Annotated in this window: 26 protein-coding genes and 1 pseudogene; 12 read left to right on the forward strand and 15 right to left on the reverse strand. The window is 70.4% G+C overall.

The features are described 5' to 3' along the window. Positions 1 to 9: 9 nt before the first annotated feature. Positions 10 to 843: a sulfurtransferase gene (locus tag AC30CM_RS21720; RefSeq protein ID WP_490118984.1), complete on the reverse strand. Its 834-nt coding sequence runs from the start codon at positions 841 to 843 to the stop codon at positions 10 to 12. Here AC30CM_RS21720 and AC30CM_RS21725 point away from each other — a divergent pair. Genes AC30CM_RS21725 through AC30CM_RS21735 form a run of 3 tightly spaced genes read left to right on the forward strand, consistent with a single transcriptional unit; the run spans position 842 to position 3797 of the window. After that, complete coding sequence (locus AC30CM_RS21725) at positions 842 to 1642, forward strand: LamB/YcsF family protein (RefSeq protein ID WP_490118985.1); 801 nt, start codon at positions 842 to 844, stop codon at positions 1640 to 1642. The genes AC30CM_RS21720 and AC30CM_RS21725 overlap by 2 nt on opposite strands. Beyond that, positions 1642 to 2562, forward strand: a complete 921-nt coding sequence (locus AC30CM_RS21730) for an MBL fold metallo-hydrolase (protein WP_490118986.1) — start codon at positions 1642 to 1644, stop codon at positions 2560 to 2562. The genes AC30CM_RS21725 and AC30CM_RS21730 overlap by 1 nt, the downstream gene beginning before the upstream one ends. After that, positions 2553 to 3797, forward strand: coding sequence for an SLC13 family permease (locus tag AC30CM_RS21735; RefSeq protein ID WP_490118987.1), 1245 nt, complete (start codon positions 2553 to 2555; stop codon positions 3795 to 3797). Before AC30CM_RS21730 ends, AC30CM_RS21735 begins: the two co-directional genes overlap by 10 nt. Here the strand turns inward: AC30CM_RS21735 and rlmB are convergent. The 4 genes from rlmB to carD are packed head-to-tail and all read right to left on the reverse strand — an operon-like array spanning position 3794 to position 7183. Further along, positions 3794 to 4741, reverse strand: coding sequence for a 23S rRNA (guanosine(2251)-2'-O)-methyltransferase RlmB (gene rlmB, locus AC30CM_RS21740; protein WP_490118988.1), 948 nt, complete (start codon positions 4739 to 4741; stop codon positions 3794 to 3796). The genes AC30CM_RS21735 and rlmB overlap by 4 nt on opposite strands. Further along, complete coding sequence (gene cysS / locus AC30CM_RS21745; protein WP_490118989.1) at positions 4741 to 6132, reverse strand: cysteine--tRNA ligase; 1392 nt, start codon at positions 6130 to 6132, stop codon at positions 4741 to 4743. Before cysS ends, rlmB begins: the two co-directional genes overlap by 1 nt. Positions 6133 to 6188: 56 nt before the next feature. Beyond that, complete coding sequence (gene ispF, locus AC30CM_RS21750; RefSeq protein ID WP_490118990.1) at positions 6189 to 6695, reverse strand: 2-C-methyl-D-erythritol 2,4-cyclodiphosphate synthase; 507 nt, start codon at positions 6693 to 6695, stop codon at positions 6189 to 6191. Continuing rightward, positions 6695 to 7183 carry an RNA polymerase-binding transcription factor CarD gene (carD, locus tag AC30CM_RS21755; protein WP_490119009.1) on the reverse strand — a complete coding sequence of 163 codons (489 nt, stop codon included), beginning with the start codon at positions 7181 to 7183 and terminating at the stop codon, positions 6695 to 6697. The genes ispF and carD overlap by 1 nt, the downstream gene beginning before the upstream one ends. Positions 7184 to 7530: 347 nt before the next feature. On the opposite strand from carD, the gene AC30CM_RS21760 reads away from it, so the two are divergent. The 3 genes from AC30CM_RS21760 to disA all read left to right on the forward strand — a co-directional run bounded on the left by AC30CM_RS21760 (position 7531) and on the right by disA (position 10759). Beyond that, the gene (locus tag AC30CM_RS21760; protein ID WP_490118991.1) at positions 7531 to 8148 is read left to right on the forward strand and encodes a copper chaperone PCu(A)C domain-containing protein; all 618 of its coding nucleotides are present in this window, start codon (positions 7531 to 7533) and stop codon (positions 8146 to 8148) included. A gap of 63 nt (positions 8149 to 8211) precedes the next feature. Beyond that, a complete protein-coding gene (gene radA, locus AC30CM_RS21765; RefSeq protein ID WP_490118992.1) occupies positions 8212 to 9597 on the forward strand; it encodes a DNA repair protein RadA in 1386 nt (461 codons plus the stop codon). A 16-nt stretch (positions 9598 to 9613) separates the two neighbouring features. Next, positions 9614 to 10759, forward strand: coding sequence for a DNA integrity scanning diadenylate cyclase DisA (gene disA / locus AC30CM_RS21770; protein ID WP_490118993.1), 1146 nt, complete (start codon positions 9614 to 9616; stop codon positions 10757 to 10759). Here disA and AC30CM_RS21775 read toward each other — a convergent pair. Both AC30CM_RS21775 and AC30CM_RS21780 read right to left on the reverse strand, forming a co-directional pair. Further along, a complete protein-coding gene (locus AC30CM_RS21775) occupies positions 10756 to 11547 on the reverse strand; it encodes a hypothetical protein (protein ID WP_490118994.1) in 792 nt (263 codons plus the stop codon). The two genes, disA and AC30CM_RS21775, sit on opposite strands and share 4 nt — an antisense overlap. Positions 11548 to 11700: 153 nt before the next feature. Then, on the reverse strand, positions 11701 to 12321 hold the full coding sequence (locus tag AC30CM_RS21780; protein WP_490118995.1) for a carbonic anhydrase: 621 nt from the start codon (positions 12319 to 12321) through the stop codon (positions 11701 to 11703). Here AC30CM_RS21780 and AC30CM_RS21785 point away from each other — a divergent pair. Next, entirely contained in the window at positions 12320 to 13228 is a 909-nt protein-coding gene (locus AC30CM_RS21785) for an HhH-GPD family protein (RefSeq protein WP_490118996.1), read from the forward strand. The genes AC30CM_RS21780 and AC30CM_RS21785 overlap by 2 nt on opposite strands. 55 nt (positions 13229 to 13283) lie before the next feature. Then, a complete protein-coding gene (locus AC30CM_RS21790; RefSeq protein ID WP_490119010.1) occupies positions 13284 to 14633 on the forward strand; it encodes an adenylate/guanylate cyclase domain-containing protein in 1350 nt (449 codons plus the stop codon). A 22-nt stretch (positions 14634 to 14655) separates the two neighbouring features. On the opposite strand, the gene AC30CM_RS21795 is transcribed toward AC30CM_RS21790, so the two are convergent. After that, entirely contained in the window at positions 14656 to 15621 is a 966-nt protein-coding gene (locus AC30CM_RS21795; protein ID WP_490118997.1) for a helix-turn-helix domain-containing protein, read from the reverse strand. Between the two features lie 71 nt (positions 15622 to 15692). Between AC30CM_RS21795 and AC30CM_RS21800 the strand changes: the two genes are divergently transcribed. Next, positions 15693 to 15914: a hypothetical protein gene (locus AC30CM_RS21800; RefSeq protein ID WP_490118998.1), complete on the forward strand. Its 222-nt coding sequence runs from the start codon at positions 15693 to 15695 to the stop codon at positions 15912 to 15914. On the opposite strand, the gene AC30CM_RS21805 is transcribed toward AC30CM_RS21800, so the two are convergent. Further along, the gene (locus tag AC30CM_RS21805) at positions 15911 to 16687 is read right to left on the reverse strand and encodes an alpha/beta fold hydrolase (RefSeq protein WP_490118999.1); all 777 of its coding nucleotides are present in this window, start codon (positions 16685 to 16687) and stop codon (positions 15911 to 15913) included. The two genes, AC30CM_RS21800 and AC30CM_RS21805, sit on opposite strands and share 4 nt — an antisense overlap. Before the next feature lie 42 nt (positions 16688 to 16729). Here AC30CM_RS21805 and AC30CM_RS21810 point away from each other — a divergent pair, with 42 nt between their 5' ends. Together AC30CM_RS21810 and AC30CM_RS21815 are read left to right on the forward strand one after the other, a co-directional pair. After that, entirely contained in the window at positions 16730 to 17047 is a 318-nt protein-coding gene (locus AC30CM_RS21810) for an antibiotic biosynthesis monooxygenase family protein (RefSeq protein ID WP_490119000.1), read from the forward strand. Continuing rightward, on the forward strand, positions 17022 to 18410 hold the full coding sequence (locus AC30CM_RS21815; RefSeq protein WP_490119001.1) for a serine hydrolase: 1389 nt from the start codon (positions 17022 to 17024) through the stop codon (positions 18408 to 18410). Before AC30CM_RS21810 ends, AC30CM_RS21815 begins: the two co-directional genes overlap by 26 nt. Position 18411: 1 nt before the next feature. Here AC30CM_RS21815 and AC30CM_RS21820 read toward each other — a convergent pair whose 3' ends face one another. The 6 genes from AC30CM_RS21820 to lysS all read right to left on the reverse strand — a co-directional run bounded on the left by AC30CM_RS21820 (position 18412) and on the right by lysS (position 25003). Then, positions 18412 to 18966, reverse strand: a complete 555-nt coding sequence (locus AC30CM_RS21820) for a histidine phosphatase family protein (RefSeq protein WP_490119002.1) — start codon at positions 18964 to 18966, stop codon at positions 18412 to 18414. 3 nt (positions 18967 to 18969) lie between these two features. After that, positions 18970 to 19773: a CbtA family protein gene (locus tag AC30CM_RS21825; protein ID WP_490119003.1), complete on the reverse strand. Its 804-nt coding sequence runs from the start codon at positions 19771 to 19773 to the stop codon at positions 18970 to 18972. 20 nt (positions 19774 to 19793) lie between these two features. Next, complete coding sequence (locus AC30CM_RS21830) at positions 19794 to 20009, reverse strand: CbtB domain-containing protein (RefSeq protein WP_490119004.1); 216 nt, start codon at positions 20007 to 20009, stop codon at positions 19794 to 19796. Between the two features lie 218 nt (positions 20010 to 20227). Next, a complete protein-coding gene (gene clpC1, locus AC30CM_RS21835) occupies positions 20228 to 22756 on the reverse strand; it encodes an ATP-dependent protease ATP-binding subunit ClpC (RefSeq protein ID WP_490119005.1) in 2529 nt (842 codons plus the stop codon). Between the two features lie 295 nt (positions 22757 to 23051). Continuing rightward, complete coding sequence (gene lsr2, locus AC30CM_RS21840) at positions 23052 to 23393, reverse strand: histone-like nucleoid-structuring protein Lsr2 (RefSeq protein WP_490119006.1); 342 nt, start codon at positions 23391 to 23393, stop codon at positions 23052 to 23054. Positions 23394 to 23500: 107 nt separating this feature from the next. Then, the gene (gene lysS / locus AC30CM_RS21845) at positions 23501 to 25003 is read right to left on the reverse strand and encodes a lysine--tRNA ligase (RefSeq protein WP_490119007.1); all 1503 of its coding nucleotides are present in this window, start codon (positions 25001 to 25003) and stop codon (positions 23501 to 23503) included. Positions 25004 to 25029: 26 nt separating this feature from the next. Between lysS and AC30CM_RS21850 the strand changes: the two are divergent. Next, positions 25030 to 25484: pseudogene (locus tag AC30CM_RS21850) on the forward strand (amino acid deaminase); the annotation flags it as partial.

Genomic DNA, 25484 nt, shown 5'->3' on the forward strand with positions numbered 1-25484 from the left:
TGCGGGCAGTCAGTCTCCCGTCGCCACCCCACGCCCCGGTTCCGCGCACCACTGTGACCACGACCCCGGGAACAACGCCACCGGCTCGCCCACCACGGCCGACGCCGCGACCAGCACCGCCGCCGTGACGCCGCTGCCGCAGTAGGCACCCGTCGCAGCACCCAGCGCGCTCCGCAACCGGGCGTCGTCGGCGAAGGTCCCGTCGGCGGTCAACACCGAGGTACTGGGCACGTTCACCGCCCCGGGAACGTGCCCGGCCACCGGATCGACGGGCTCGACGTCACCACGGAACCTCTCCGGCGCGCGGGCGTCCACCAACCCCGCGCCCACCGACGCGGCCTCCTCGGCGGTCAACGTGGGCAGCGCCCCGGCGTACAGGTCGTCGTGGGCCACCTCGACGTCCCCGGGCACGACGTCCGCCGCGCCGGTCTCCAGGGCGCCGCCGCGACCCACCCAGGCCCCCAGCCCGCCGTCCAGAATCCGTACGTCGGGGATGCCCGCCGCCGTCAACACCCACCACGCGCGCGCCGAACCCGCCCGGTTCCAGTCGTCGTAGACCACGACCGGCACCCCCGTGCGTACGCCGACCCGCCGCGCCGCGTCCCGAACGCGCGCCCCCGAGGGCAGGGGGTGCCTGCCGCGGCCGGCCACGTCGTGGTCGGACAGGTCGTCCTCGAGTGACAGGTACGCCGCGCCGGGCACGTGACCGGCCTCGTACGCGGGCCGGCCGTCGGGCACCCCGAGTTGCCAGCGCACGTCGACGAGGGTGACCGGCCGACCCGCGTCGAGGTCGGCCGCGAGATCGGCGGCGCTGATCAGGACACCGGAGCGAGTTCCGTTCATGCCTCGATGCTGCCACCCACGACGCGCCCGTAGGCTGACCGTCGTGGCCATCGACCTCAACGCCGACCTGGGCGAGGGTTTCGGCGCCTGGCGACTCGGCGACGACGAGGCCATGTTGGCACTGGTGAGCAGCGCCAACATCGCCTGCGGCTTCCACGCCGGGGACCCCAGCGGGCTGCTGCACACCTGCCGCGAGGCCGCCCGACGTGGCGTGCGCATCGGCGCCCAGGTCGGCTATCGCGACCTGGCGGGGTTCGGCCGCCGGTACATCGACGTGGATCACGACGACCTGGTGGCCGACGTCATCTACCAGATCGGCGCCCTGCAGGCCCTGGCGCGCGCCGCGGGCTCGACCGTCGCCTACGTCAAACCCCATGGCGCGCTGTACAACACCATCGTCACCGATGCCGGGCAGGCCGAGGCGGTCGCCACCGCCGTCGCCACGGTGGACCCCGGGCTACCCGTGCTGGGCCTGGCCGGATCTCGATTCTTCTCCGCCGCAACACGATTGGGCTTGCGCACGGTGGCCGAGGCATTCGCCGACCGAGCATATCGGCCCGACGGCACGCTGGTCCCCCGTCGTGAACCCGGCGCGGTGCTCGACGATCCAGGGCACGTCGCCGAACGCGTCGCCGCGATGGTGCGGCACGGCCGCGTCACGGCGGCCGACGGCAGCGAGGTCGCCATCACCGTCGAATCGGTGTGCGTCCACGGCGATTCGCCCCACGCCGTGCGCATCGCCGGCGCGGTCCGCGACCGGCTGCTCGCCGACGGCGTCGAGCTGGCGGCCTTCACCTGATGCGACTCAAGCCCGGGAGACCAGACCTGCGCGCCTACGCGGCGCACGTCGACGTACCCGTCGCCGCGCCCGACGCCCCCGTGACCGTCACCTGGGCCGGCGTCACCACCCTGCTCGTCGACGACGGCGACGGCGCACTGCTGACGGACGGGTTCTTCTCCCGCCCGGGACTGCTGGCCGTCGGGACTCGGCGACTGCGGCCCTCGCTGCCCCGCATCGACGGCAGCCTCGCCCGGTTGCGCGTCGATCGACTGGCCGCGGTGCTGCCCGTCCACTCGCACTTCGACCACGCCATGGACAGCGCCGTGGTGGCCCAGCGCACCGGCGCCCGCCTCGTCGGCGGTCGGTCGACCGCCAACGTCGGCCTCGGCGGGGGTATGCCCGCCGACCGCATCGTCGTCGTCGAACCGGCGGTGCCCGTGGACCTCGGCGCCTTCGAGGCCACGCTGATCACCGGTGCGCACTGCCCGCCCGATCGCTTCCCCGGCGAGATCGAGACCCCCGTGGTCCCTCCGGCCAGGGCGTCGGCGTACCGCTGCGGCGAGGCCTGGTCGCTGGTGCTGCATCACCGTCCCAGCGGGCGGCGGCTGCTCGTCGTCGGCAGCGCGGGGTTCGTCCCGGGAGCCCTCGCCGGGCAGCACGCCGACGTGGTGTACCTGGGAATCGGCCAGCTGGGGCTGATGCCGGAACGCTACGTCGCCGACTACTGGACCGAGACCGTGCTCACCGTCGGCGCCCGACGGGTGGTCCTGATCCACTGGGACGACTTCTTCCGGCCACTGCACGCGCCGCTGCGTGCGCTGCCGTACGCCGGCGACGACCTCGACGCCTCGATGCGGGTGCTCACGCGCCTGGCCGCGCGCGACGGCATCCCCCTGCACCTGCCGAGACTCTGGGAGCGCACCGACCCATGGCGCTGACCGTCTCGCTCCTGGCGCTGGCGGCGGTCCTCGGCTTCGCCCTGGTCCGCCCGCGCGGCCTGCCCGAGGCCGTGGCCGCGATACCGGCCGCGGCGTTGGTGATCGCCGTCGGCGCGGTGACCTGGGACCAGGCCCTCGCCGAGGTCACCCGACTACTTCCGGTGGTCGGCTTCCTGGCCGCCGTCCTCGTGCTCGCCAAGCTGTGCGACGACGAGGGTCTCTTCCACGCCGCCGGCGTCGCCATGGCCCGACGCAGTGCGGGCAATCCACGACGCCTGCTCGTCACGGTGTTCGCCATCGCCGCGGTCACCACCGCGGTGCTCAGCCTCGACGCCACCGTCGTACTGCTCACGCCCGTGGTCCTGGCCACCGCCGCGACGCTCGGTCTGCCGGCGCGGCCCCACGCCTACGCCACGGCGCACCTGGCCAACAGCGCATCGCTGCTGATGCCGGTGTCCAACCTGACGAACCTGTTGGCCTTCAGCGCCGCGGGCCTCACCTTCGCCCAGTTCACCGCCGTGATGACGCTGCCATGGCTGCTGGTGATCGCGGCCGAGTTCGTGGTGCTGCGCCTGCTGTTCCGCCGCGAACTGGCCGCCGCACCCACCGGCGACACCGCCCCGCCCCCGGCCGAGACCCCGGTGTTCGTCCTGGCCGTGCTGGGACTGACGCTCGCCGGTTTCGTGGTGCTGTCACTGGTGGACCTGTCCCCCGCGTGGGCAGCGCTCGGCGGCGCCGTGGTGCTGGGCATCCGAACGGTGGCACGGCGGCACGCCACCGCGCTGGACGTCGTGCGGTCGGCGAACGTGCCGTTCTGCGCCTTCGTGCTGTGCCTCGGCGTCGTCGTCGCCGCCGTCATGCACAACGGCCTGGACACCGCGATGCGCGACGTCGTGCCGCTCGGCACGACGCTGCCCGCACTGCTGGGCATCGCGGCCATCGCCGCGCTGCTGTCGAACGTGGTGAACAATCTGCCGGCCGTCCTGGTGCTGCTGCCGCTGGCCGCACCCATCGGCCCGGCCGCGGTGCTCGCCGTGCTGATCGGCGTCAACGTCGGACCGAACCTGACCTACCCCGGGTCGCTGTCGAACCTGCTGTGGCGCAACGTCGTGCACCGCAGCGCCGTAAAGGCGTCGTTCCTCGAGTTCAGCGGCGTGGGCCTGGCCACGGTGCCGGTGACCTTGCTGCTCGGCGTGTGCGGCCTGTGGGCCGGAATCGAACTGCTGGGCCTCTAGGCGTTACGACGCTGGCGCGCGATCTCGGCGAGCACCACGCCCGCGGCCACCGAGGCGTTGAGCGACTCGGTGGGGCCCGCCATCGGAATCGACACGATGGCATCGCAGTTCTCGCGCACCAGACGTGACAGTCCCTTGCCCTCGGACCCCACCACCACGAGGATCGGGCCGGCGCCGTCCAGTTCGTCGAGCTGGGTGTCGCCACCGGCGTCCAACCCGACCACCGTCAGCCCGGCGTCGTGGTAGCTCTTCAGCGTGCGATTCAGATTCGTGGCCCGTGCCACCGGAAGACGCGCTGCCGCACCGGCACTCGTCCGCCACGCCACCGCCGTCACCGACGCCGAGCGACGCTGCGGGATCACCACGCCGTGCCCGCCGAACGCGGCCACCGAGCGCACGATGGCTCCCAGGTTGCGCGGATCGGAGATGTTGTCCAGCGCCACCAGCAGCGCCGGTCGCACGTCCGCGGTGGCGTCGCGCAGCAGATCCTCCGGATGCGCGTACTGGTACGGCGGCACCTGCAGCGCGATGCCCTGATGAAGTCCGTTGGCGCTCAACCGATCCAGATCGTGGCGTTGCACCTCCAGGATCGCGATGCCCTTGTCGGCGGCCCGCGTCACCGACTCGGTGAGCCGCTCGTCGGATTCGGCGCCCAGCATCACCCACAGCGCGGTCGCAGGCACGCCCGCCCGCAGGCACTCCAGCACGGGGTTGCGTCCCAACACCACCTCGACGTCGTCGGTCTTCTTGGTGTGCCGACCCTGCGCCGACCGCGCCGCCTTGGCCGCCCGCTTCGCCGCGGGATGCCCGGTGCGTGCCTCGGCGGGTGGGGTGGCGCCGCGACCGGCGAGGCCACGGCGGCGCTGACCGCCGGAGCCGACCTGGGGGCCCTTCTTCGTGCCTTCCTTGCGGATCGCGCCACGGCGCTGCGAGTTGCCTGCCACTATCTTTCGCTCCCGTCGAGCAACGACCACTGCGGACCGTCGGCGGTGTCGGTGACCTCGATACCAGCCGCCTTCAACCGGTCCCTGATCTCGTCGGCCTGCGCCCAATTCTTCTGCTGTCGCGCCTCGGTGCGCTGCACCAGCGCCCACTGCACCAGTTCGTCGACCGCGGCCAGCGCCGCCGACGTCTCGTCGCGCGACTCCCACCGCTCGTCGAGCGGGTCGCAGCCGAGGATCCCCATCATCGCCCGGATGGCCCGGGCCTGCGCCATCGCGGCCTCGTGATCGCCGGAGTCCAACGCCCGGTTGCCCTCTGCCCGGGCCGAGTGCACCTCCGCGAGCGCGGCCGGCACCGCGAGGTCGTCGTCGAGCGCGGCGCCGAACCTCTCGGTGGGCTCACCCATCTCGATGGCCCCGACGCGGCTGCGCACGCGGTGCAGCAGATCCTCGATGCCGGTGTAGGCCTTCACCGCATCCTGCAGGGCGGTCTCGGAGAACTCCAGCATCGACCGGTAGTGCGCGCTGCCCAGGTAGTAGCGCAACTCTGCGGGCCGAACTCGCTGCAGCACGGCGGGAATCGAGAGCACGTTGCCGAGCGACTTGCTCATCTTCTCGCCGCCGAGCGTCACCCACCCGTTGTGCAACCAGTACCGGGCGAAACCGTCGCCCGCGGCCGTGGCCTGAGCGATCTCGTTCTCGTGATGCGGGAACACCAGGTCCATGCCGCCGGCGTGGATGTCGAACGCCGGCCCCAGGTAGGCCTCGCACATCGCCACGCACTCGGTGTGCCATCCCGGTCTGCCGGGACCCCACGGCGTGGGCCAGGACGGCTCGCCCGGCTTGGCGCCCTTCCACAGCGTGAAGTCGCGAGGATCCCGTTTGCCGGTCGCCGCGCCCTCACCCTGGTGGACGTCGTCGATGCGATGCCCGGACAGCGCCCCGTACTCCGGCAGGCTCAGCACGTCGAAGTAGACGTCGCCCGCGTTGGCGTAGGCGTGCCCGCGGTCGATCAGCCGCTCGATGAGCTCGACCATCTGCGTGATGTGGCCGGTGGCCCGCGGCTCGGCCGACGGCGGCAGTACCCCCAGCGCGTCGTAGGCCTGCGAGAACGCGCGCTCGTAGGTCGCGGCCCACTCCCACCAGGGCCGACCCGCGTCGGCCGCCTTGGTCAGGATCTTGTCGTCGATGTCGGTGACGTTGCGGATGAACGCGACGTCGTAACCCTTGTGCGTCAGCCAGCGGCGCAGCACGTCGAACGCGACCCCACTGCGAACGTGCCCGATGTGCGGCAGGCCCTGCACGGTGGCACCGCACAGATATATCGACGCGTGGCCGGGACGCAGCGGGACGAAGTCACGCACGGCACCGGTCAGGGTGTCGTGTAGCCGCATGGGCTCAGATTCTCCTCGCGTCCGCACGGCGGGCCAGCTTACCTGCCAAAACGGCGCTAAACCGCATCGGCGTCGGCCGACCGCTCGGCGTCGTTGCTCGTGATCAAGGCCGTCGCGATGGCCGCGAGGCCCTCCCCGCGGCCGGTCAGGCCCAGCCCGTCGGTGGTGGTCGCCGAGACCGACACGGGCGCCCCGAGCAGTTCGGAGAGCACGCGCTGCGCCTCGCCGCGGCGCGGACCCACCTTGGGGCGATTGCCGATGACCTGGACCGCGGCATTGCCGACCACGTAGCCCCGCGCGAGCAACAGCGAACGCACGTGCCGCAGCATGGTGGCACCGCTGACCCCGTCCCACTCGGGACGGCCGGTACCGAAGACCTCGCCGAGATCTCCGAGACCGGCCGCACTGAGCAGGGCGTCGCACAGGGCGTGCGCAGCCACGTCGCCATCGGAGTGACCAGCACACCCGTCGGCGTCATCGAACGAGAGACACAGCAGCCGGCATGGCCGCCCTGCCTCGATGGGATGGACGTCGGTCCCGAGACCGACGCGTGGAAGCCCCACTAGGAGGCGGCGGCGAGCACCTCGTCGAGAATGGTCTCGGCCTTCTCGTCGTCGGTGTTCTCGGCCAGTGCCAGCTCGCCGACGAGGATCTGCCGAGCCTTCGCCAACATGCGCTTCTCACCGGCGGACAGACCACGCTCCTGGTCCCGACGCCACAGATCGCGCACCACTTCGGCCACCTTGTTCACGTCACCGGACGCGAGCTTCTCGAGGTTGGCCTTGTAGCGGCGCGACCAGTTGGTCGGCTCCTCCGTATGCGGGGCACGCAGCACCTGGAAGACCTTGTCGAGACCTTCCTGGCCCACGACGTCGCGCACACCCACGTATTCGGCGTTGGCGGCGGGAACTCGGACCGTCAGGTCACCCTGGGCAACCTTGAGCACCAGGTATTCCTTTTGCTCGCCCTTGATGGTCCGGGTTTCGATCGCCTCGATCAACGCAGCACCGTGGTGTGGGTAGACGACGGTATCTCCGACCTTGAAAATCATCAGATTAGAGCCCCTTTCACCCGTCCATGTTAGCACGGGCGGCGATGGCGTGTCGCGCAACTATGCAGGTCAGGGGCACCATGCGGCAAGACTCGGGGTTGACAGGGTATCGAATCCGTGCAACGCGGACGGCCGATGCGGGTGCCGTCGGAGTCCTCGCGGCACCCGCTCGAGGCACCCGCGACAGGCCCCCGACACGCCCCCGACACGCCGAAGTCGACGCCCGGCAACCGGGATCGGAGACCTCCGCTTCCGCGTCCGAGGCGGCTCTACTACTCTGCATAGTCGACGCCCCGGACGACCGTCCGCGGCCGCAGGACGGCCCATGGCCCACGCAGGAGGCTCGAGTGACCCGCTCTCGATCGCGCACTTTCGCCGTCGGTTCCGGTCTGGCCGCATGCGGCCTCGCCGCCTCCGTGGTGCTGTCCGGCTGCGGCGCCGGCCAGGTGTCCCAGACCGCCATGCAGATGCCGGCGGTCAACGGCACCAACGCCTGGGTGGGCCAGGTCAACTACGGCGTGGCGCTGCGCAACCTGCACCTGCGGGCCCCCCAGACCACCGACTACGTGGAGCCCGGCAGCACCGCCGACCTGCTGTTCGTCGCGGTCAACGGCAACGCCGAGACCCCCGACCGGCTGGTGTCCATCACCTCCGACGTGGGCCGCGTGACCGTGACGGGCAATGCCGCGCTCCCCGCGGGCGGCTCGCTGCTCGTCGGCACCCCCGACGGCCAGAACGCCGTCCAGATGGACGCCGACGCGGCCGCCGAGGACGCCGACGTCGTCAAAGCCACCGTCGCGCTGAGCAAGCCCATCACCAACGGCCTGAACTACGACTTCACCTTCACCTTCGAGAAGGCAGGCGTCGCCACCGTCGCCGTGCCGATCTCGGCGGGCGAGGCCCCACGCCGCGACGCCGAACCCGCCGCCGCCCCCGGCGGCGAGGGCGAGGGCGGCGGCCACTAGCCGCACCCCGCCTGCCCGCGTGGCCTGAGCCGCGCTGTCACCGCAGGCGGATATCTTCACGGCGTGGCTTCCAAGAGTTCCAAGGCGCGGACGCAGTACCGCTGCTCGGAGTGTCAACACGTGACTCTGAAGTGGGTCGGCCGCTGCGCCGAATGCGGCACCTGGGGAACCGTCGACGAGGTACCGGTGCTGACGAGTGTGGCCGCCGGCACGCAGCGCTCCGTCGCCCCGGCGTCACCGGCAGTGCCCATCAGCTCCATCGATCCCGGCACCACGCGGCACTTCCCCACCGGCATCACCGAACTCGACCGCGTGCTCGGAGGCGGGGTGGTGCCCGGATCGGTGGCCCTGCTGGCCGGCGAACCGGGCGTCGGCAAGTCGACCCTGCTGCTGGAGGTCGTGCACCGCTGGGCCCAGTCCGGCCGCCGCGCGCTCTACCTGTCCGGCGAGGAGTCCGCGGGCCAGATCAGGCTGCGCGCCGAACGCACGGGGTGCACTCACCCCGAGGTGTTCCTGGCCGCCGAGAGCGACCTACAGATCGCGCTGGGCCACATCGAGGCGGTGCGGCCCACGCTCGTCGTCGTCGACTCCGTGCAGACCATGTCCTCCACCGACAACGACGGCGTCACCGGCGGTGTGACCCAGGTGCGCGCCGTCACCACCGCACTGACCATGGCTGCGAAGACCACGGGCGTCGCGATGGTCCTGGTCGGCCACGTCACCAAGGACGGCGCCATCGCCGGACCCCGCTCCCTGGAGCACCTCGTCGACGTCGTACTGCACTTCGAAGGCGACCGGGCGTCGACGCTGCGGATGGTGCGCGGTGTGAAGAACCGCTTCGGGGCGTCCGACGAGGTGGGCTGCTTCCAGTTGCACGACACCGGGATCGAGGGCGTCGCCGATCCGTCGGGCCTGTTCCGGGACCAACGCCCCACGCCGGTACCGGGAACCGCGGTCACGGTCACCATGGACGGCAAGCGGCCCCTCATCGGCGAGGTGCAGGCGCTCGTCGCCGAGTCGTCGGCGGGCATCCCGCGGCGCGCGACCAGCGGCATCGACTCCTCGCGCGCGGCCATGATCCTCGCGGTGCTGGAGAAGCGTGCCGGCGTCCCCCTGGGCAAGCAGGACGTCTACCTGTCGACCGTCGGCGGCATGCGGCTGTCCGACCCCTCGTCGGACCTCGCGGTCGCGACGGCCATCGCGTCGGCTGCCAGCGAGGTTCCGATGCCCGCCGACGCGGTGTTCATCGGCGAGGTGGGCCTGGCCGGCGACATCCGGCGCGTCACCGGCACCGATCGCAGGCTCGCCGAGGCCGCGCGGCTGGGATTCCGCACCGCGATGGTCCCGCCGGGCGTGACGCACGCCCCCAAGGGCCTGCGCATCCGGACCATCGAGGACATCGGCAAGTTGTTGCAAGGGGTGCGGCTGATCGCCCACAATGGCGGCTGATCCGAGGAGGCGCCCCATGGCGGTGAAGTCCGGCACCGGCAGGGCCGCTCACACCGGCGCTCGCGCCACCGCGAGCAACGTCGTGCAGCTGACCCGTCCCACCCTGCGAGAGACGCTGGGCAGGCTGGCACCGGGCACCCCGCTGCGCGACGGCCTGGAACGCATCCTGAGGGGCCGCACGGGCGCACTCATCGTCCTCGGTTACGACGAGAGCGTCGAGGCGATCTGCGACGGCGGTTTCTCCCTGGACGTCTTCTACGCCCCCACCCGCCTGCGGGAGCTGTCCAAGATGGACGGCGCGGTGGTGCTCTCCAGCGACGGCACGCACATCCTGCGCGCCAACGTGCAGCTGGTCCCGGACCCCTCGATCCCCACCGACGAATCCGGTACGCGGCACCGCTCCGCCGAGCGCACCGCCGTGCAGACGGGCTATCCGGTGATCTCGGTGAGCCACTCCATGAGCATCGTGACGGTCTACGTGGCCGGGGAGCGCCACGTGATCCCGGAGACGCCCACCATCCTGTCGCGGGCCAACCAGACCATCGCCACCCTGGAGCGCTACAAGACCCGGCTCGACGAGGTCAACCGGCAGCTGTCGACGGCCGAGATCGAGGACTTCGTGACGCTGCGCGACGTCATGACCGTGGTGCAGCGCCTCGAGATGGTGCGCCGCATCAGCCTCGAGATCGACGCCGACGTCGTCGAACTCGGTACCGACGGCCGCCAGCTGAAGCTGCAGCTGGAGGAACTGGTGGGTGACAACGACACCGCCCGCGAGCTGATCGTGCGCGACTATCACGCCAACCCGGAGCCGCCGACGGCAGCGCAGGTCGGCTCCACACTCGACGAGCTGGACGCACTGTCGGACAACGAGCTGCTCGACTTCACCACGCTGGCAAGGGTCTTCGGGTATCCGTCGACGCTCGAGGCCCAGGATTCCGCGATGAGTTCCCGCGGCTACCGCGCCATGGCCGGGATCCCGCGCCTGCAGTTCGCACACGTCGACCTGCTGGTGCGCTCGTTCGGCTCACTTCAGGGCGTGCTCGCCGCCAGCGCCAGCGATCTGCAGTCCGTCGACGGCATCGGCTCGATGTGGGCCAGGCACATCCGGGAAGGCCTCTCGGCGCTGGCCGAGTCGACCATCGCCGACCAACTGGCCTAGCCGGCAGCCGGGGCGGGGGTCTCCGGGGCCGGCGGAGCGGCCTCGGCGGGCGGCGCCGCCTGGCCCGGAGCGGCGGGGGCGGCCTCGGCGAGGATGAACGGCACGGTCGCCGATCTCAGGTTCCCCAGCTGGACCACCAGGTTGTAGGTTCCCGGCCCGATCGGCTGGCGCGGCAGGGGGCAGTTCGGCGCGGAACTCATGCCGGTCCACGTCACCTCGGTGGTGACCTGCTCACCCGGGTTGAACGTCTTGACCAGGGTTTCGTTGGACGGCGCGCAGTCCAGGTTGGACCACAGCCGTTCGTTGTTCAGGTTGTAGACGTAGGCGGCGAGCACCGCGGCGCCGACGTCGCGCTGGCACGCCACCAAGCCGATGTTGGTGACGACCATGGTGAACTTCGGCTGGTCGCCCACGACGTAGTTCGGCTGGCTGGTGATGCCCTTGACCGCGAGCGTGGAATCCGGGCAGTCGTCACCCGCCTTGAGCACCGGAGGCGGCACGACGGCGGTGGTCGGCGTCGGGGTGGGCGGCGGCGCCTGCTGCGCCGGGGGCTGAATCGGCGTCTTGACCTCGGGGTTCTCCCCCGGCAGCGGCGTCGGCGGCGCCACGGCGGCGGTGTTCACCGTCGAGTCCGGTTGCGCCTGACCGGAGTCCGAGCCCGACGCGTTCGACATCACGACCAGCACGATGGCCACGACGACGACCAGGACGAGCGTGACGACGCCTATCGCGAGGAACCGGCGCCGTCGGTAGATCTCCGGCGGTAGCGGGCGTTCGGTATCCAGCACGTTTCCACGGTAAGCGCGGGTCACGCGCGACCGCTCCACCTCACTCGGCGTGTCGCCCTCGGGCTTTGCGTGACTTCCCCGCGACGACGGCCCCGGTGTGCTATGCCACCCGTTCGGGCCCGCCCCGGGGGCGAATCAGCCCCTCGGCCGCGGTCAGGCCTCGCCGAGGTCGCCGATGTGTTCGCGCAGCTGCGCCTTGCCGTCGGCGAGGTGGTAGGTGACACCCGCGACCGCCAGCCGGCCTTCGTCGATGGCCGACGCGATGGCCGCCGACCGATCCCGCAGCTGCCGGACGGTCTCCTTGACGTGCTTGGCCTCGAACTCGTCGACGCGGGCGAGCCCCTCGCGCCGGCCGACCAGGATCGACGGCGTCACGCGCTCGACGACGTCGCGGACGTACCCGCCGGGCACCGTGCCCTCGTCGAGCGCGGTCAGCGTGGCCTGAACGGCCCCGCAGCTGTCGTGCCCGAGCACCACGATGAGCGGCACGTTGAGCACCGTGACGGCGTACTCGATGGAGCCCAGCACGGCGGAGTCGATGACGTGTCCCGCGGTGCGGACCACGAACATGTCGCCGAGACCCTGGTCGAAGATGATCTCCGCGGCCACGCGGCTGTCAGCGCATCCGAAGAGCACCGCCGTGGGCCGCTGCCCCTCGACGAGGCGGGCACGATCGGCGACGCTCTGGCTGGGGTGCTGTGGCACGCCACCGACGAAGCGGTCGTTACCCTCGCGTAGTGCCTTCCAAGCGCTCACCGGATTCGAGTTGGGCATGGCCCACATTCTGGCAGGTGCATGTCGGGAGAACACCGTGAGCCTGCTCGTCGAGGAGTTGTTGGACTGGTACGACCGCGAGCAGCGGGATCTGCCGTGGCGCCGCCCCGGCACCAGCGCCTGGCAGGTACTGGTGAGCGAGTTCATGCTGCAGCAAACCCCGGTGGCGCGCGTCGACCCGATCTGGCGGGACTGGATCGCCCGCTGGCCCACCCCGTCGGCCACCGCCGCGGCGTCGGCCGCCGACGTGCTGCGCGCCTGGGGCAAGCTCGGCTACCCCCGGCGGGCCAAGCGCCTGCACGAGTGCGCGGCCACGATCGCCACCGAGCACGGCGACGTGGTACCCGACGACGTGGACACCCTGCTGAGCCTGCCCGGCGTCGGCACCTACACCGCCCGCGCGGTGGCCTGCTTCGCCTACGGGAAGCGGGTGCCGGTGGTGGACACCAACGTTCGCCGCGTGGTGGCTCGGGTGGTGCACGGCAGGGCGGACTCGCCTGCCAGCGTCCGCGACTTGGCCGACGTCGAGGCGCTGCTCCCCGACGACGACAGCGCACCGCGATTCTCGGTGGCCCTGATGGAACTCGGCGCGGTGGTGTGTACGGCACGGTCGCCGAAGTGCGGCGCGTGCCCGCTGAGCGCGTGCGCGTGGCGCACGGCCGGATTCCCGCCCGCGACCGAACCGGCGCGCCGCGCGCAGCGCTACGCGGGCACCGACCGGCAGGTTCGCGGCAAACTCCTCGACGTGTTGCGCGCGACCGCCGCCCCAGTGACGCGAGCCGAACTCGACGTCGTGTGGCTGACCGACACCGCCCAACGCGATCGGGCGCTGCTCTCGCTGTTGACCGACGGGCTGGTGGAACAGACCGCCGACGGGTTGTTCGCCTTGGCGGGCGAGGGCGGCTGACACGCCTCGCGGGGAGGCTCACCTGGACTAACCTTGGCGCGTGGCAGGACGCGGTCTGGCGCGCACCTCACCGACGCCGCGAACCCGTTACGCGTCGCGCGGTGACCTCGACGTCGCCTATCAGGTGCTCGGCGACGGACCGATGGACCTGGTCGTCATGCCCGGGCCGTTCGTCCCCATCGACGCGATGGACGCCGAACCCGCGATGTACCGGTTCTTCCGCAGGTTGTCGTCGTTCTGCCGGGTGATCCGGTTCGACCAGCGGGGCATGGGCATGTCCTCGCGCATCGGTTCGGCCGACACGATCACGCCGTCGTGCTGGGCGGAGGACGCCGTCACGGTGCTCGACGCCATCGGATCGTCGCGCGCTGCGGTGCTGGCCTCGGGTTTCACCGCGGTGAGTGCGTTGCTGCTCGCCGCCGATCACCCCGAGCGGGTCAGCCACCTGGTCGTGGTCAACGGCGCTGCGCGGACGCTGTGGGCGCCCGACTACCCGGCAGGGGTCGCGGCCGACGGCGCCGCCGCGTTCGGCTCCGTCGCGCTGGAACCGGATGCGCTGGACCGCGGGTTCGACCTGCTGCACGTCCTCGCGCCGTCGGTGGCCGGCGACCGCGGCTTTCGCAGCTGGTGGGACCACGCCGGCAACCGCGCCGCATCGCCCAGCATGGCGCGCCGCTCCACCCAGGCCCTGACCGATGCCGACGTGCGACACAAGCTCTCGGCCATCACGGCACCGACGTTGGTCGTCCACCGCGCGGATGCGACGTTCGTGGGGCCCGGTCACGGCCGTTACCTGGGTGAGCACATCCCGGGCGCCCGCTACGTCGAGTTACCCGGTGCGGACTCGCTGTACTGGGTGGGCGACGCGGCGCCCGTGCTCGACGAGATCGAGGAGTTCGTCACCGGGGCGCGCGGCGGCGCCGACGCCGAACGGGTGCTCACCACGATCGTGTTCACCGACATCGTCGGTTCGACGGCGCGGGCCGCAGCTCTCGGAGACGACCGCTGGCGGGACCTGCTCGACCACCACGACGCCGCCGTCCGCGCCGAGCTGGAACGGTTCCGTGGTCGCGAGATCAACACGGCGGGAGACGGTTTCATCGCGACGTTCACCAGTCCCAGCACGGCGCTGGACTGTGCCGAGGCGATGGTGGACGCCGTGCGCTCGCTGGACCTGGAGGTGCGCGTGGGCGTCCACGCCGGCGAGGTCGAGATGCGCGGCGACGACGTCGCGGGCATGGCGGTGCACATCGGCGCGCGCGTCGCCGCGCTGGCCGGGCCCGGCGAGATCCTGGTGTCCTCGACGGTGCGCGAGATCGTCGCCGGGTCGAGGCGGGAGTTCACCGCGCGGGGCGCGCACGCGCTCAAGGGCGTGCCGGGCACCTGGCACCTCTACGCACTGTGAGCCTGCCCAGGCGTGACGTCACCTAGGCCGTGGCGGCGCAGTCGGCGCAGGAGAACCTCCTGCGGTAGTCCGACGGCGTGACGCCGATGACGCGACGGAAGTGGTGACGCAGCAGCGTCGACGTCCCGAACCCCGACCGGTCGGCCACCCGGTCGATGTCGAGGTCGGTCTCTTCGAGCAGGCGGCGGGCGTACAGCACGCGCTGGTCGGTGACCCATTGCATCGGGGTGCGGCCGGTCTCCTCGACGAATCGCCGCGCGAACGTGCGCGAGGACATGCTGGCGCGCTTGGCCAGGCTCGCGACGGTGTGCGGCTTGGCCAGGTTGCCGAGAATCCAATCCAGGTGTGGGGCAAAGCCTTCCGAGCAGCGCACCGGAATGGGCTGATCGATGTACTGCCGCTGCCCACCGTCGCGGTGCGGCGGCACCACCATGCGCCGGGCGATCACGTTGGTGACCTCGCTGCCGAGTTCGCGGCGTACCAGGTGCAGGCAGGCGTCGATGCCCGCGGCGGTTCCCGCGCTGGTGATCAGGTTGCCGTCGTCGACGTAGAGGACGTTGCGGTCGACCGTGGCGGTCGGGTACATCGCGGCGAGTTCGTCGGCGTGCATCCAGTGCGTCGTGCACGGTCTGCCGTCGAGCAGGCCCGCGGCGCCCGCCACGAACGCACCCGAGCACACGGTGAGGATGATCGAGCCGGTGTCGGCGGCACGCCGGATGGCATCCAGCGCCTCCTGCGGATACTCGCCACCCGCTATGGCGGGAATGGCCACCAGGTCCGCACCGACGAGGTCGTCGAACCCGTGGTCGGGGATCAGTGACGCGCCCACCGTGGTGCGCAGCGGCTTGCCCGGTTCCGGACCGCAGATCTTGAAGTCGAAGTTGGGAACCCCGTCGGCCGTCCGGTCGATGCCGAAGACCTCGCAGATGACGCCGAACTCGAAGACGGCGAGGCCGTCCAGCACCAGCGCGGAGACGCTCTTGAGCATGGCAGTATCTTATCCTCAGTCGGCGCTGCTGCCACTGTTGGCAGCAAGCTCATGGTCGAACAATTCCTGCCATGGACATCTTCCTGACCCTCGTCATCCTCGCCGCGCCGTTCACGGCGGCGGCCCTGCTGAGCTGGTGGTCCCACCGACGCCACGTCGCCGCGATCCATCCCCGGGGCCTGCCCGACGACCCCGACTGGTCGCGCGTGGCCCACGACGCCGACGCCGTGCGCACGCGCTTCGAACACCACCCCAGCTGGCCCACCCCCGGAGCCAGGGGCGAACGCCGCTAGTGCCCGCGGTGCGCGGCGAGGAACGCCGTCACCACCCGCCGGAACTCCTCGGGCGCCTCGTCGTGCACCAGGTGCCCCACACCCGGCACGCAGACGTACTCGGCGTCCGCGCCGACCTCGTGCATCTGGCGCATCTGCCCCGGTGGCGTCACCGAGTTGCCCGCCTCGATCAGCAGCGTCGGCGCCCGCACGGCGCGCCACTGCTGCCAGTACGCGCGGCGGCCCCACTCCGCGGCGATCTCGACCCAGCGGCGCGGCTCACCGTGCAGCCGCCACCCCGTCGCGGTCCGGTCGAACGCCTCCAGGAAGTACCGGCCCGCGACGTCACCGAACGCCTCCACCACCTGTGCCTGCGACGCGAACTCCGTCGGCAGCGCATAGAGCCACGGCTCCCACGGCCCGGTCGTGCGGCCCCGGAAGTCCGGAGCCATGTCCTCGACCACCAGCGCCGCCACCAACTCCGGATGGGCCGCGGCGAGGCACCACGAATGCAGCCCGCCCATCGAATGCCCGATCAGGGTGACCGGGCCGTCCGCCGCGGCGACCGTGGCGACGGCCGCCGCCAGGTCCTCGACGAAGCGTTCCGTCCGGATCGGCGCGGGGTCCGCGACGTCGAGGCCGCGATGCCACGGCGCGTCGTAGGCGTACACGTGCCCCAGTGCGGTGAGCCACGGCAGCTGCCGCGTCCACGTGCTGCCACGCCCCATCAGCCCGTGCACCAGCACCACCGGGTCCCCGGTTCCGCCGAGATCGGTCAGCGCGACGCTCGCCATGGGCTAGATACTGCCCTGACCCCGGCGAGTAACGTGTGGGCCATGTCCGTGGTGAAGATCAACGCCATCGAAGTTCCGCCCGACGCCGGCCCCGAGCTGGAGAAGCGCTTCGCCAACCGCGCGCACGCGGTCGACGGCCAGCCCGGTTTCCTGGGCTTCCAGCTGCTGCGCCCGGTCAAGGGCGAGGATCGCTACTTCGTGGTGACCCAGTGGGAGTCCGAGGAGGCCTTCCAGGCGTGGGCCAGCGGACCCGCCGTCGAGGCGCACAAGGGACAGCAGACCAAGCCGGTGGCCACCGGTGCGACGCTGCTCGAGTTCGAGGTCGTGCTCGACGTTGCAAGGACCGACGACAAGGCCTAGCGCGAGCCGGTCGCGGCGTCGACCGGTGCGGGCCCGGTGCACGGCACTGCTCGCCGCGGTCGTCGCCGCCGCCATGGCTTGCGGCTGCACCTCCCCCGCCCCTGCGCACCCCGAGACCAACTACGGCGCACACATCGACGTCAACACCCCGCAGGGGCTGCGCGCCAAGCAACTCCTCGACATGGTCAACTCCGACTGGCCGCTGGGCTCCATCACCGTGGGCACGTTCGCCAGCCCCCAGTTCGTCGAGGCCGCCACCGGCATCATGGACCGGCTGTGGGCCGACCGGCCCATCACGGTCACCAGCGTCTACGTCGGCGCCGGCCACGCCACACTGCACCTGCGCAACTCCTACGCGGTCTCCCAGGACGTCGAACTGCGCACCGACGACGCGGGTTTGGTCGATCGCCTCGAGGTCGCAGTGACCAAACCCCCCATCCGGCAGTGGGCCGACGTCGACGCCGCCATCCAGACCACCGGAGCGCGCTACTCCTACGCGGTGTCGAAGGTGACCGGCGGGACGTGCACTCGGGTGGCGGGCACCAACGCCGACGACAACCTGCCGTTGGCGTCGATCTTCAAGCTCTACGTCCTGCTGGCGGTCGCCGAGGCGGTCAACGCCGGCCGGCTGAACTGGGACGACCAGCTGCTCATCACGCCCGAGGCCAAGGCCGTCGGCTCCGCGGGCTTCGACAAGCTCCGACCCGGATCTCACGTGAGCGTCGAAGCCGCTGCGCGACAGATGATCTCGGCCAGCGACAACATGGCCACCGACCTGTTGATCAACAGGCTCGGACCCGGAGCCGTCGAGCATGCGCTGGTGACCGCGGGACACCACGACCCCGCCGCCATGACACCCTTCCCCACCACTCACGAACTGTTCACGATCGGCTGGGGCAAGCCCGACGTCCGCGAGCAGTGGAAGCAGGCCACACCCGCTCAGCGCGCGTCGATGTTGGCCCACACCAACGAGATCCCCTATGAGCCGGATCCCGAGCGCACGCGCACCCCGGCGTCGCCCTATGGCGCCGAGTGGTACGGCACCGCCATGGACATCTGCCGCGCGCACGCCGCGCTGCAGGCAGCCGCCGTGGGCAGGGCTGCGCGGGTACGCGACATCCTTTCCGCCACACCGGGTATCGACCTGGATCGCAGCAAGTGGCCGTACATCGCCGCCAAGGGCGGCAACCTGCCCGGCGACCTGTCGTTCAGCTGGTACACCACCGATCGCACCGGCCAGGGGTGGGTGAGCAGCTACCAGCTGAACTGGCCGCAGTACCGCAGCCTGACCGCTGCGACATGGCTGCTGTCGATCGCCACGCAGGCCTACGACCTGCTGCCGGTAGGCCAACCCGCCCGGTAGGTCAGTCGCGGCCCGTCGACCGCAGCGTCCACGCGTGCCCGCGCAGGTGCAGCACCGTGCGACTGGCAGGCGCAACGTCGATGCGCCAGAACGACTTCGGCGGAGCGTCGAGCGCCACCAGCACCGCCGCGCGGATCACCGCCGGAGACGTCACCGCCACCACCCTGCCGCGCCACGACCCCGGTGGCCGCAACCACGACCGCACCCGTGCCACCACGTCCACCACCGATTCGCCGCCGTGCGGTGCCTGCGAGGCATCGGTGAGCCAGACTGCGAGATCGGCCGGGGGCACCCCGGCCAGCACCTGCCCGCGCCACGTGGCGCAGTCCAGATCGGCGAGCGCGTCGTCGACCTCGGCGCGCAGGCCCAGGGCTTCGGCGGTCTGCCGCGCGCGCTTCTCGGGCCCGCAGAGCGCGACGTCGACCCGGCCCACGTCGAGTGACGTCAGTTGGGCGTGGCCCAGTGCGTTGAGGGGTTCGTCGATGGGAAATCGTCCGGCCGCCATGGCATCGGTCATGCCGTGCGAGACCAGGGTCAGCCGGACGACCTCACTCATCCGTCACCGCGTCAGGGCGTCCTGTCGCTTTCCCCCGAGCACCCGCGAGATCAACGCCGCCGACACCAGCCCGATGGTCGCCCAGATGATCATCTGGTTGCCCAGCGCGTACAGCCGGAACTCGTAGAGGTCCGCGGCGGGAAAGCCAGGGAACACGATGGATCCCGCGTCGTTCACCAGCGGCCCCGGCGTCTCGTCGATGGTCGGCAGGATCGCCATCACCACGAAGCAGGCCACCAGGTACGCCGCACCCGCGACCAGGGTCGCGTTCCACGCGCCGAGCCTCGCCGTCAGCTGGCGGCCCAGGTACACCGCCGCCACCATGAACACCGCCGACAGCCCCACCAGGAGCAGGTAGAGCATGGAGCGCTGGAAGATCGTGGCGTCGTCGCTGGTCGCCGGCGGGCTCGGCGGGTACTTCAGCGCCGGCACGATCCACAGCGCGACCAGCATGCCGCCTGCCACCAGCACCGACAGCACCCTGGGCGAGACGTTCCCGACGCGGCCGTAGGCCACGCAGAACACCACCGCGAACAGCGCCCCCAGCGCGACGCTGAACAGCAGCACGCCGAAGCCCATGCCGACGGTCGACTGGATGCCGCGGCTGAACAGTTCGCCGCCTTCGCCGTGGTGATGCCCGCCGCTACCCGCGGCCATCTCCATGGCCTGGTGCGCTGCCGCGGTGCCGTCCTCGAAGTCGATGGCGCGGCCGACGACCGGTTCGATGAAGATCTTCGAGAACACGAACGCGAGCACACCTGCGAGGGCGCCGGCCAGCAGGCCGCACCCGATGATTCGTCTTTCCATCTGAGTCGCTCGTCCCCCGGCTAGTGGCAGGGGAACCCGAGCAGGTGGCGGGCGTCGTGCACGAACTCGTGGATGTAGGTGTTGTCGCCGAACACCGACGTGGCGCCCTGGTCGAGGCCGACGAAGTACAGCACCACGAGGGCCAGGAACGCGGTGAGCGACAGCCAGAGGGCGGCCTTGGTGGCCGACAGATCGATGGCGGGCGCCTTGCCCGACCGGGCGTGCGGAGTGGTCATGGGGATTCCTTCCCGGGATTTCGCGTCCCGTATGGGGGTGACGGCATCGGGTCTGACTTTCACAGTGGCGCGACCGTCCTGGACTTTCACCAGGTTCCATCAACCGTCTCGTACAGCGAGCATCGTAAACCCCCGAGATCGCAGGCGTCGCGCATACGTCCCGGAACGCCGAATGCCCCCGGCGCGTGCCGGGGGCATTCGGTGTCGATCCGTTCGGACTACTCGCTGGCAGCCGCCGCTGCAGGCTCCGCGTCGACGGTCTCGGCCGTCTTACGCGAACCGGCGAACGTGAACTTCGCGTCCTCGGTCGCGTTGCTCTCGCCGTCCCAGCCCTCGACGTCCACGACGACGTGCTGACCCGGGCCGACCTCCTCGAAGAGGATCTTCTCCGACAGCTGGTCCTCGATCTCGCGCTGGATGGTGCGCCGCAGCGGGCGGGCACCCAGCACCGGATCGAAACCGCGCTTGGCCAGCAGGGCCTTCGCCTTCGGTGTCAGATCCATCGTCATGTCCTTGGCGGCCAACTGCTTGCCGACCCTGCCGATCATCAGGTCGACCATCTGGATGATCTCGTCCTGCGTCAGCTGGTGGAACACGATGATGTCGTCGATGCGGTTGAGGAACTCCGGCCGGAAGTGCTTCTTCAGCTCGTCGTGGACCTTCTGCTTCATCCGCTCGTAGTTGTTCTCGCCACCACCCTGGGTGAAGCCGAGACCAACGGCCTTGCTGATGTCACTGGTACCGAGGTTCGACGTGAAGATCAGCACGGTGTTCTTGAAGTCGACCGTGCGACCCTGACCGTCGGTGAGGCGGCCGTCCTCGAGCACCTGCAGGAGGCTGTTGTAGATCTCCTGGTGGGCCTTCTCGATCTCGTCGAACAGCACGACGCTGAACGGCTTGCGGCGCACCTTCTCGGTGAGCTGACCGCCCTCCTCGTACCCGACGTACCCCGGAGGGGCACCGAACAGGCGCGAGGCGGTGAAGCGGTCGTGGAACTCGCCCATGTCGATCTGGATGAGCGCGTCGTCGTCGCCGAACAGGAAGTTGGCCAGCGCCTTGGACAGCTCGGTCTTACCGACACCGGACGGGCCGGCGAAGATGAACGAACCGGACGGACGCTTCGGATCCTTCAGGCCCGCCCGCGTACGGCGGATGGCCTTGCTGACCGCCTTGACGGCGTCCTCCTGGCCGATGATCCGCTTGTGCAGCTCGTCCTCCATGCGCAGCAGGCGCGTGGTCTCGGCCTCGGTCAGCTTGAACACGGGGATGCCGGTCCAGTTGCCGAGCACCTCGGCGATCTGCTCGTCGTCGACCTCCGCGACGACGTCGAGATCGCCGGATCGCCACTGCTTCTCCCGCTCGGCGCGCTGGGCGACCAGCTGCTTCTCCTTGTCGCGCAGGCTGGCGGCCTTCTCGAAGTCCTGCGCGTCGATCGCGGACTCCTTCTCGCGACGCGCGTCGGCGATCTTCTCGTCGAACTCGCGCAGGTCCGGCGGCGCGGTCATGCGACGGATGCGCATGCGGGCACCGGCCTCGTCGATGAGGTCGATCGCCTTGTCGGGCAGGTAGCGGTCGTTGATGTAGCGATCGGCCAGCGTCGCGGCCGCCACCATGGCGCCGTCGGTGATCGAGACGCGATGGTGCGCCTCGTACCGGTCGCGCAGCCCCTTGAGGATCTCGATGGTGTGCTCGACGGTCGGCTCGCCCACCTGCACCGGCTGGAAGCGGCGTTCCAGCGCGGCGTCCTTCTCGATGTACTTGCGGTACTCGTCGAGCGTGGTGGCGCCGATGGTCTGCAGCTCGCCGCGGGCCAACTTCGGCTTCAGGATGCTGGCGGCGTCGATGGCACCCTCGGCGGCGCCCGCGCCGACGAGCGTGTGCAGCTCGTCGATGAACAGGATGATGTCGCCGCGGGTGTTGATCTCCTTGAGCACCTTCTTCAGGCGCTCTTCGAAGTCACCGCGGTAGCGGCTGCCCGCGACCAGCGAACCCAGGTCCAGGGTGTAGAGCTGCTTGTCCTTCAGCGTCTCCGGCACCTCGCCGTGGACGATGGCCTGCGCGAGGCCCTCGACGACGGCGGTCTTGCCGACGCCGGGTTCGCCGATCAGCACCGGGTTGTTCTTGGTGCGCCGGCTCAGCACCTGCATGACCCGCTCGATTTCCTTCTCGCGGCCGATGACCGGGTCGAGCTTGCCCTCCATGGCCGCCGCGGTGAGGTTGCGACCGAACTGGTCGAGCACCAGCGACGTGGACGGGTTGCCCGACTCGCCGCCGCGACCGCCGGTGCCCGCCTCGGCGGTCTCCTTGCCCTGGTAGCCGCTCAGCAGCTGGATGACCTGCTGGCGCACGCGCGTGAGTTCGGCGCCGAGCTTCACCAGCACCTGCGCGGCGACGCCCTCGCCCTCACGGATCAGACCCAGCAGGATGTGCTCGGTGCCGATGTAGTTGTGGCCGAGCTGCAGCGCCTCGCGCAGCGACAGCTCGAGGACCTTCTTGGCGCGCGGCGTGAACGGGATGTGGCCGGACGGCGCCTGCTGGCCCTGGCCGATGATCTCCTCGACCTGACTGCGCACGCCCTCCAGGGAAATGCCCAGCGACTCCAACGACTTGGCGGCGACGCCCTCGCCCTCGTGAATCAGTCCAAGAAGGATGTGCTCGGTGCCGATGTAGTTGTGGTTCAGCATCCTGGCCTCTTCTTGGGCCAGGACGACGACGCGTCGTGCGCGGTCGGTAAAGCGTTCGAACATCGGTGGTTACCTGCTCTCCATCAAATAGCGCAGTTGGTGAAACTCCGCGGCGTGGTAGACCACGCTCTGCACCTACCGTCCACTGTAGTGGGCGGCGGCCCGGGCTGCCCCGCCTGTATCCCTGTTACCCGGGACTGCACACGTGCAACGCGACCAGGTCGCGAAAGGTTTCCGCTCCAGGTCCCGCGGCGTTCCGCCGCTAGCGAACGCTTCTGGACGACACCTCGGGACCCGTCGGCCCGACGTCGAACTCGGCAACCCGTCGCGGGATTGCCAGGATCGCACGCGGACGCGATTACGTCGCGGCGTGGAACGCGTCGATGACGTCGGCGGGGATGCGTCCGCGCGACGACACGTTGTGCCCGTTGCGCCGCGCCCACTCGCGGATGGCAGCGCTCTGTTCGCGGTCGATGGCCGCCCGCCCGCGGCCGGTACCCGCCGCGCGACCGCGCCTGCGGCCACCGACCCGCCGGCCCGCTTCGACCCACGACTTGAGGTCGTTGCGCAGTTTTGCGGCATTCTTCGCCGAAAGGTCGATCTCATAGCTCACGCCGTCGAGTGAGAATTCCACCGTTTCATCGGCAGGTCCGTCACCGTCGAAATCGTCGACCAGGGTGACGGTCACCTTCTTCGCCATTTGTATTCTTGACCCTTCTGCCGTGAGCACCGTTCGGGCCCAGCAGGAACCCTGGCCCCAATGCTGACACGAAAATGCGTATCATTCAAGAAGTATGATACGCCGGGCTAGGAAGTCTGGCGGCGCACGATCGGGAACAAAACCGTTTCCCGAATCGACAACCCGGTCAATGCCATGAGAAGCCTGTCGAGGCCCATTCCGGTCCCCGTCGACGGCGGCATGCCGTATTCCATCGCCGCCAAGAAGTCCTCGTCCAGGACCATTGCCTCGTCGTCCCCGGCGGCCGCGGCACGGGCCTGTGCCGCGAACCGTTCGCGCTGCACCACGGGGTCCACCAATTCGGAGTAACCGGTCGCCAACTCGAACTTCCGGACGTACAGGTCCCACTTCTCCGTGACACCCGGAATGCTGCGGTGAGCACGGGTCAGCGGCGTCGTCTCCACCGGGAAGTCGCGGACGAAGGTCGGCGCCCACAACGTGTCACCGACGGTGTGCTCCCACAGTTCCTCGACCAGCTTGCCGTGCCCGTAACCGCGGTCACGCGGCAATTCCAGGCCCAGCCCCCCGGCGATGGCCCACAGCCGTTCCGCCGGCGTTTCCGGGGTGATCTCCTCACCGAGTGCGGTCGACAGCGAGGGATACATTTCGACGGTCGCCCATTCCCCGTCGAAGTCGTACGTCGTACCGTCGGCGAGGGTCACGTTTCGGGTGCCAATGGCTTCGTCCGCGACTTCCTGAATGACCTCGCGAGTGACGACGGCAGAATCGTCGTAGGTGCCGTAAGCCTGATATGTCTCCAGCATTGCGAATTCTGGCGAATGCGTGGAATCCGCGCCTTCGTTGCGGAAGTTCCGATTCAATTCGAAGACCTTCTCGAAACCGCCGACCAGACACCGCTTGAGGAACAACTCCGGGGCGATGCGGAGGTAGAGGTCGGCGTCGAGCGCATTCGAGTGCGTCACGAACGGCCGCGCCGCCGCGCCGCCGGCCTGCGTCTGCAACATCGGGGTCTCGACCTCGAGGAAGCCGCGACGTTCCAACGCCGACCGCAGGGCACGCACCACGGCCACCCGCTGCCGCGCCACCGTCCTGGCCTCGGGTCGCACGATCAGGTCCACGTAGCGCTGACGGACCCGGGTCTCCTCGCTCATCTCCTTGTGCGCGACGGGCAGCGGCCTCAGCGCCTTCGAGATGATTTGCCAAGAATCGGCAAGCACAGACAATTCGCCCCGGCGCGAGCTGATCACCTCGCCGTGCACGGAAACCAGGTCACCCAGGTCGACGTCGGCCTTCCAGTCGTCCAGCGAATCCTGGCCCACCTTGTCCAGGCTGAGCATCGCCTGCAGCTGGGTACCGTCGCCCTCCTGCAGCGTCGCAAAGCACAGCTTGCCGGTGTTGCGCGCGAACACCACCCGCCCGGCGACCCCGACGGTCTGCCCCGTCGCGGTGTCGGGGGCCAGGTCGGCGTGGGCGGCGCGCAGCTCGGCGAGCGTGTGCGTCCGATCCACCTCGACGGGATAGGGGTCCCGGCCCTCCGCGAGCAACCGCTCCCGCTTCGCCTGACGAATCCGGAACTGTTCGGGGACGTCGAGATCATCAGCTGTGCTCACGACCCGCCAGCTTAAATGAGGCGGTGATGGACCGATCGCGCGCGACTGACCCGGTACGCCTCGACGCCACGCTCCGGCGGCTCGCGGACGAGCCCCTCGACTGGCGCCACAAGGGGCTGCCTGCCGCCTGGTGGGGACGCACGGCCGCGCAGCTGTGCGCCGCCGGCGCCGCCCCGTTGGCCGACGGTGCCGTCGGTCCGCTGTGCGTGCTGTCGGATGCGGCCCTGAGACACAACGTCGCCGCCATGGTCGCCTGGTGCGCCGACCGCGGCGTGGAGCTGGCCCCGCACGGCAAGACCCACATGTCACCGCAGCTGCTCGCCCGCCAGGCGGACGCCGGCGCGTGGGCCGTCACCGCGGCGACCATCGCCCAGGTCCGCACGTTCGTCGCGTTCGGCGCCCGCCGCGTCCTGCTCGCCAACGAACTCGTCGACGAGGCCGGGCTGCGCTGGCTGGCCGCGGCGCGCGCCGCCGACGCCGA

The organism is Mycobacterium sp. DHQP2018-32-09 (genome assembly GCF_058148405.1).